7 protein-coding genes are annotated in these 6421 nt (G+C 63.9%); 1 reads left to right on the top strand and 6 read right to left on the bottom strand.

Going from position 1 to position 6421, the window contains the following annotated elements:
- Window positions 1–1049, bottom strand: a 1049-nt coding sequence (locus EOA24_RS24020) for a hydantoinase/oxoprolinase family protein (RefSeq protein WP_245501843.1), incomplete at its 3' end; no start/stop codon positions are given.
- 163 nt (window positions 1050–1212) lie between these two features.
- On the opposite strand from EOA24_RS24020, the gene EOA24_RS24015 reads away from it, so the two are divergent.
- Window positions 1213–1995: a helix-turn-helix transcriptional regulator gene (locus tag EOA24_RS24015; RefSeq protein WP_126078830.1), complete on the top strand. Its 783-nt coding sequence runs from the start codon at window positions 1213–1215 to the stop codon at window positions 1993–1995.
- 125 nt (window positions 1996–2120) lie between these two features.
- On the opposite strand, the gene EOA24_RS24010 is transcribed toward EOA24_RS24015, so the two are convergent.
- The 5 genes from EOA24_RS24010 to EOA24_RS23990 all read right to left on the bottom strand — a co-directional run.
- Window positions 2121–2858, bottom strand: coding sequence for an ABC transporter ATP-binding protein (locus EOA24_RS24010; protein WP_126078831.1), 738 nt, complete (start codon window positions 2856–2858; stop codon window positions 2121–2123).
- The gene (locus EOA24_RS24005) at window positions 2855–3583 is read right to left on the bottom strand and encodes an ABC transporter ATP-binding protein (protein WP_126078832.1); all 729 of its coding nucleotides are present in this window, start codon (window positions 3581–3583) and stop codon (window positions 2855–2857) included. The genes EOA24_RS24010 and EOA24_RS24005 overlap by 4 nt, the downstream gene beginning before the upstream one ends.
- Window positions 3570–4655: a branched-chain amino acid ABC transporter permease gene (locus tag EOA24_RS24000; RefSeq protein ID WP_245467193.1), complete on the bottom strand. Its 1086-nt coding sequence runs from the start codon at window positions 4653–4655 to the stop codon at window positions 3570–3572. The genes EOA24_RS24005 and EOA24_RS24000 overlap by 14 nt, the downstream gene beginning before the upstream one ends.
- A gap of 7 nt (window positions 4656–4662) precedes the next feature.
- Window positions 4663–5535: a branched-chain amino acid ABC transporter permease gene (locus EOA24_RS23995; RefSeq protein ID WP_245467194.1), complete on the bottom strand. Its 873-nt coding sequence runs from the start codon at window positions 5533–5535 to the stop codon at window positions 4663–4665.
- 84 nt (window positions 5536–5619) lie between these two features.
- A partial coding sequence (locus EOA24_RS23990) for an ABC transporter substrate-binding protein (RefSeq protein WP_145992542.1) occupies window positions 5620–6421 on the bottom strand: 802 nt, incomplete at its 5' end.

The raw sequence follows: 6421 nt of genomic DNA, 5'->3' as shown, positions 1-6421 counted from the left end.
CTTTCCGGTCCGAGCGAACCCTTCCTGGTCAGCGGGTCGACCTTCAGGATCATGCCGGCGCCGGCGCCGATCGTGTCGAGATGCAGCGTCGGCACGTTGAGCTTGAAGCGGTCCATCAGCGGCTCGTTCTCGATCCGCGTCTGGCCACGGGTGATGACGCCCATGTCGAAGGACGTGCCGCCCATGTCCGAGCAGATCAGCGAGTCGTTGCCGATCAGCTTGCCGACATAGGCCGCGCCCAGGATGCCGCCGATCGGCCCGGAGATCATCGTCTCGTGCAGGCGCGGATGGTCGATGGAGGTCAGGCCGCCGAAGGAGAGCAGCGTCTGCACGCCATATTTGAAGCCGTATTTCTTTGAGACGTCCTCGATGCCCTTCAACTGCTTGCGGCCGCGCGAGGTGGCGTAGGCCTCGATCAGCACCGAGTTCAGCCGCGACTGCTCGCGGATGACCGGACGCACCTCATGGCTGGTGTAGACGAGGATGTCGGCGCCGGCGGCGGCGATCTCCTCGCGACATATCTCGGCGATGCGTTTCTCATGCGCCGGATTGACGTGGGAGAAAACAGTCATGATGCAGATCGCCTCGACCTTGTCAGCGATCAGCTTCCTGGCCGCCGCGTGCACTTCGTGTTCGTAGAGCGGCAGGATGATATCGCCGAACTGGTCGATGCGCTCTGTCACGCCGTGGGTGCGGCGGCGCGGCACCAGCGGATCGGGATGGTGATGGGTGACCGCATGCAGGCGGTCGGCATAGGAATAATCCGCCCAGGCCTGCAGGCCGCGGCCCATCAGGATCATGTCCTCGAGGCCCTTGGTGGTGATCAGCCCGAGCTTGCGGCCGGTGCGCGACAACAGCGTGTTGAGCATGCCGGTGCCGGAATAGAGCACCACGTTGACGCCCGAGAACAGGTCCTGCAGCGAGATGCCCCAGGCATCCGCCGCGTCCTCCGCCGAGGCGAGGAAGCCTTCCGCCTCGTTCTTTGGCGTGGTCGCCGACTTGCCGATCTTGAAGTGACCGTCCTGATCGACAAGGATCGTATCGGTCATGGTGCCGCCGGCGTCGATCCCAATGACGATTGGATTGGTGGTGATCTGGTCCACGGTCGCTTTCCCTTGCCGAGAATGACCACAGGCTAGATTCCCGGAGCCGGATCGCGCCATATGCCTAAAGACACAATGACCGGGCGGCGCGGTTCGCCGAGAAAAGGGCATGCGCATGGGCAACATCTGGGCGCCGCTGGCCAGGGCGATCGCCGCCACCGGCACCGACCGGCATGTCGACTGCCTGATCGACCTGATCGGCGCCGACATCGCGCATGATCTGGTGACGGTGACGCGCTATTCGGCGACCAGGACCCCGGAATTCGTCAAGCACCGGCGCTTCTCCGATGAGATGGTGCGGCGCTATCTCGACAGTTATTACGTCTTCGACCCTTTCTACGCCTCATGGCGCAGCCAGCGCCGGCTAGGCATCATCCCGCTCAAGGGACTGGCCGACGAGGAAGCGAAGCGCGGCCAGTACATAGCCGGCTTCCTCGCGCAGTCGGAGATCTGCGACGAGGTTGGCATCATGCTTTCCGACGGCGGTGACTGGTGCCTCGGCATCTTCCTTGATCGCTCGACCGTGTCCTTCAGGGACAGCGAGATCGCGCTGCTCACCGAACGGCTGCCGGTGTTCGAGGCGCTGCATGCGCTGGACATCAAGGCGCGCGGCTCAGAATTTTCCCGCACCTCGGCTCCGAGCGGCCCGGGCGCCTCACCGCAGCAGAGGCCCAGAATACCGGAGGGCCTATGGCCCGAACTTTCCTTGCGCGAGCGCGAGTTGGTGCAGCTTATCCTGGCCGGCCATCCGACAGCCAACATCGCCGAGCGGCTCGGCATCACCGTCGGCACGGTGAAGAACCACCGCCGCCGCATCTATGAAAAGCTCGACATCACCACCGAGCGCGAATTGTTCCTGCAGTTCTTCCAGCACGAGAGCTCAGCAAGGTAGCTACTCTCAATCGAGTGCAGCGAATTGCCTCGCCGCACAGCAACCGGGGTGGCTGAAGTTCAAACCCTGACATCGTGGATACGTGGCTAGCGGGTGGTTCGAGCCGGTGCTGTGGCGGAGTCGTTTTACAGGGCTCCTTTTGCTTGTGCCCTCTTGCCGAGATAGAGTTCCTGCATGACCGACGACTGCTTCAACTCCTCGATGCCGCCTGACACCACGATGCGCCCCGAATTCATCAGATAGCCTTGCTCGGCCACCGAAAGCGCCAGCCCGGCGTTCTGCTCGACCAAAAGCACCGCCGCGCGGAATTTCTCGCGCACGTCAACGATGATCCCCTGTAACTCGGACACCAGCAATGGCGACAGTCCGAGCGACGGCTCGTCGAGCAACAGGATGCGCGGTCTGGCCATGAGGCCGCGCGCGATCGCCAGCATCTGCTGCTGACCGCCGCTGAGCGTGCCCGCCTTGGCGCCGCGCTTCTTGGCGAGGATGGTGAAATAGTTCTCCATCAAGGCGATGTCGGCCTCGACCGCATCCCGGTCCTTACGGCAGTAGGCGCCGAGCAAAAGGTTCTCGCGCACGCTCATATCGGCGAACACGTGTCGGCCTTCCGGCACCATGACGACGCCGAGCGTGGCCTTCTCATCAGCGTGAAGTGCGGTGACATCGCGGCCATCGAAGGTCACCGTGCCGCGGCGCGGCTTCACCAGACCGGCGATGGAACGCAGCAGGGTCGTCTTGCCGGCGCCGTTGGGGCCGAGGATAGTGACTATCCCGTTTTGCCCGACCGTAAGCGAGACGTCGCGATTGACCGCGACAGGCCCATAGCCGGTATCGACATGCTCGACGACGAGCAGGCTCATGATGCGACCGCCTTCTTGTCGGGACCGAGATATACCTCGCGCACCTTGGGGTCGGCGAGCACCTCGGCCGGCGGGCCTTCCGCGATCTTGGTGCCGAAGTCGAGCACGATAAGGCGATCGCATAGGTCTGACATCATGTCCATGTCGTGGTCGATGAGGCAGACGCCGATGCCTTGGGGCGGCAGTTGCGCGATGACCGCCGCGAAGGCCTGGGCTTCGCTGTCGTTGAGCCCGGCGCCGGGTTCGTCGAGCAGCAGGAGTTCGGGCGAGACGCCGAGCGCGACGGCCAGGCCCAGACGCCTGAGGCTGCCGAAAGGCAGCGATCCGGCGATCGCCCTGCCGAGCGGCGCCAGGCCGACGAAGTCCAGGATCATCGCGGGCGACGCCCAGCGGCTGCCGCCCCTCCTGCCCTGCTCCCAGGCGATGCGGACATTCTCGTCGACGGTCAGGCCCGGGAAAGACATCGCCTGCTGAAACGTCCGCACCAGCCGCTTTCGCGCGATGCGGTGCGCGCCGATATTGGTGATGTCCTGCCCTTGCCACGATACCGTGCCGGCGGTCGCCGGGTGGACTCCGGTGACGACGTTGAACAAGGTCGTCTTGCCGGAGCCGTTGGGACCAACGATGCCGACAACCTGGTCGGTGTCGATGTCGAGATCGATGCCGTTGAGCGCGACGACACCGCCGAACTGCTTGCGCAACCCCCTCACCTCAAGCGCCGCCATTCGAGCCTCCGCCTTGCTTTTCGAACCCGCCGCGAACCACGCAGTAGACGTTCTTGATGCCGGCTCCGACTCCGCCCGGCAGCAGAAGGATCACCAGAAGCAGACAGACGCCATAGGCGATGCGGGAATCGACCGGATCGAGGTTCAGCACCTCGGGCAGGAAATTGACGACGACCGCGCCGATCAGCGGCCCGTAGAGATAGCGGGCGCCGCCCAGCATGACCATTAGCGCCAGGTAAAGGCTCGGGAAAGCGCCGAACAGGGTCGGCGAGATGTGGCGCAGGTAATAGAGTTGCAGCACCCCGGCCAGACCCGCGAACAGGCCCGAAACCATGAGCACGCCAAGCTTGTGCAGGTCGACATTGATGCCGACCGAACGCGCCAGCTGCTCGTTCTCGCGGATGGCCCGCAACGTCCGGCCGTAGCGCGAATTGCCGATGAGATAGGTCGCGGCGAGCGCCAGGAGGAGCGCCGCCAAGACCAGGTAATAATTGTTGGAGAGCTTGTCGAAATTGATGCCGGGCAAGGGCGTGACCGACCCGACATCGAGGCCGGTGGCGGATCCGGTGAAGGTGCCGCCATTGGTGAGCACGATGACGAACAGGGCGCAGAAGCAGAAGGTGATGATGATGTAATGTTGTCCGCCCACTCTCAGCGTCGGCAGACCGATGACGCCGCCGACGATCGCCGACAAGGCCATGGCGAAGGGGAGCGACGTCCAGAAGCCCAGGTCGAGCTGCACGGAGAGGATCGCCGAGGCATAGGCGCCGATCCCCATCAGCGCCGCATGGCCGACCGACATGATGCCGGCCTGGCCGAACTGCAGACCGAGGCCGTAGAGGCCGATCGCCGTATAGAGCGTGGTGATGGCGATCGACAGGAAGCGGTAGCCGAGGCCGAGCCAGGGCAAAGCTATGAGCAGCCCCGCCAGCAGGATTGCCGTTATCGCCTGAACGCCGGCCGGCAGGGGAACCGACGCGTTGTCCGCCGTCAGAAGCGCGAGGCGATCCCGGGCTCTGCTGCCTTCCGGCGCGGCGCCCGTCTTGTCGGCGCTGGTGTCGGTCATGGGCATCGACATCTCACGATGCCTTGGGGCCGAGCGTGCCGCCGAGCAGACCCTGGGGCCGCAGCACCAGGATCAGGATCATCACGACCAGCGAATAGGCGTCGGTCCATTCCGGATATCCGTAACCAGCGCTGAGGCCGTCGACCAGGCCGAGCACGAGACCGCCAACGACGGCGCCGCCGACATTGCCGAGACCGCCGATCAGCGAAACCGCGAAGCCGCGGATGATGATAACGCTGCCGGTGAAGGGCGTGATCGGAAACAGCGAGATCATCAGCGCGCCACCGATGCCGGCAAGCAGGCTGCCATAGATGAAGACGCCGGTGACATAGCGGCGCACCGGGATGCCCATCAGCTCGGCGGTGTCGCGGTCCGAAACACTCGCCCGCAACGCCATCCCATAGCGGCTGCGCGAGATGCCGAAATAAGTTATCGCCACGATCACGGCCGTTACCGCGACGACGATCGCGCGCATGGCGATGATATCCACGCCGCCGATCGTCCAGACCAGGCCGACCGGGTCGGTGATGCTCTTCTGGAACTCGTTGAAGACGCGGATGACGGCGTGCTGCAGGATCACGCTGAGGCCGATCGACATGATGAAGCCGTTCATCGGCCGGTTGAGCGTGAAGCGGAACAGGCATCTTTCGGCGGCAAAGCCGAGCGCTCCAACCAGCAGGCCGGCCAACACCAGCGCGACGAAGAAGTTCATGCCGGTGCCGACCATGAACCAGGTCGCCATGCCCCCGACCATCAGGAACTCGCCATGAGCGAAATTGACGATGCCGGCCAGGCCGAAGATCAGCGTGATGCCGATGCCAATGAGAATGGTGACGCTGGCAACCGAGAGGCTGTTCACCAGTTGCTGCACAAAAATGTCCATCATCAAATCCGGGTGGCGAACCTGCTGGGAAGGAGATGGGCGGAACATAGCCGCCCATCCCGATTTTGGATTTTGTCGAGGGCCGGCTCAGCCGCCGTTGTCGCCGGGCGGCGGTGCGGCCGGCGGCTGCTCGACCGCGCATTTGAACTTGTCGGATGTGTTGGGTTCGACCATGCAGACCTCGGTCGCGAAGGTGACCTGATGATGCTTGTTGAACACAAGCGGCACAGGCGACACGACGCCCTTGTAGTCCGACTTCAGGAGCTCTGCGACCACCGCGTCCGGATCATCGATCTTGCCGACCTTCTCCAGCGCCTTGGCGTACCAGAAGAAGTAATCGTAATAGAGCAGCGAAACGGAGGACTGCGGGCCTTTGGCGGCGCCGAGGCCGAAATATTTGTCGAAATACTGCTTCACCTCGGGGTATGGCGAGGAACCCCAGCAGACCGGCACGCAGCTCATCGTCACCGGCACGTTCGCCTTCAGGCTACGCTCCTGATAGATGCCCGGATCGACGCCGAACAGGAAATAGGACGGGGCCACGCCGAGCTTGAGGGCTTGCGGGAAGGCGGTGAGGGTTGAATCGCCGTTGTACCAGAAATGCACGATATCGGGTTTCATGCCCTTGATGCGGGTGAGCAGCGGCGAGAAGTCGGTCGTATCCGGCGGATACTGCACGAGGTCGACTTTCTGGCCTTCCGCCTCGAGCGCCTTGACATAGTGCGACGACAGATACTGTCCGGTCGCGTCATTGCCGACGAACACCACCGAATGCTTCGGCGGCGACTTCAGCTGCGGCGTGAGCAGCGACAGCACGCCCTTGGCGGTGCTGCCGCTGCGCTGCCATTCCTGCGGCTCGCTCTGGAACGCGTTGTGGAGCCAGCCGTCC

It is taken from the genome of Mesorhizobium sp. M2A.F.Ca.ET.039.01.1.1 (assembly GCF_003998035.1).
In the GTDB taxonomy this organism is placed as follows: domain Bacteria; phylum Pseudomonadota; class Alphaproteobacteria; order Rhizobiales; family Rhizobiaceae; genus Mesorhizobium.
Note: the sequence above shows the minus strand (reverse complement) of the source record. Positions and strands in the feature narration are given on the sequence as shown.

What these genes read in the sequence shown, in the direction of transcription:
- EOA24_RS24015 (WP_126078830.1), top strand. Translation starts at nt 1,213, where the DNA reads ATGCGCATGGGCAACATCTGGGCGCCGCTGGCCAGGGCGATCGCCGCC.
- EOA24_RS24010 (WP_126078831.1), bottom strand. Translation starts at nt 2,858, where the DNA reads ATGAGCCTGCTCGTCGTCGAGCATGTCGATACCGGCTATGGGCCTGTC.
- EOA24_RS24005 (WP_126078832.1), bottom strand. Translation starts at nt 3,583, where the DNA reads ATGGCGGCGCTTGAGGTGAGGGGGTTGCGCAAGCAGTTCGGCGGTGTC.
- EOA24_RS24000 (WP_245467193.1), bottom strand. Translation starts at nt 4,655, where the DNA reads ATGCCCATGACCGACACCAGCGCCGACAAGACGGGCGCCGCGCCGGAA.
- EOA24_RS23995 (WP_245467194.1), bottom strand. Translation starts at nt 5,535, where the DNA reads ATGATGGACATTTTTGTGCAGCAACTGGTGAACAGCCTCTCGGTTGCC.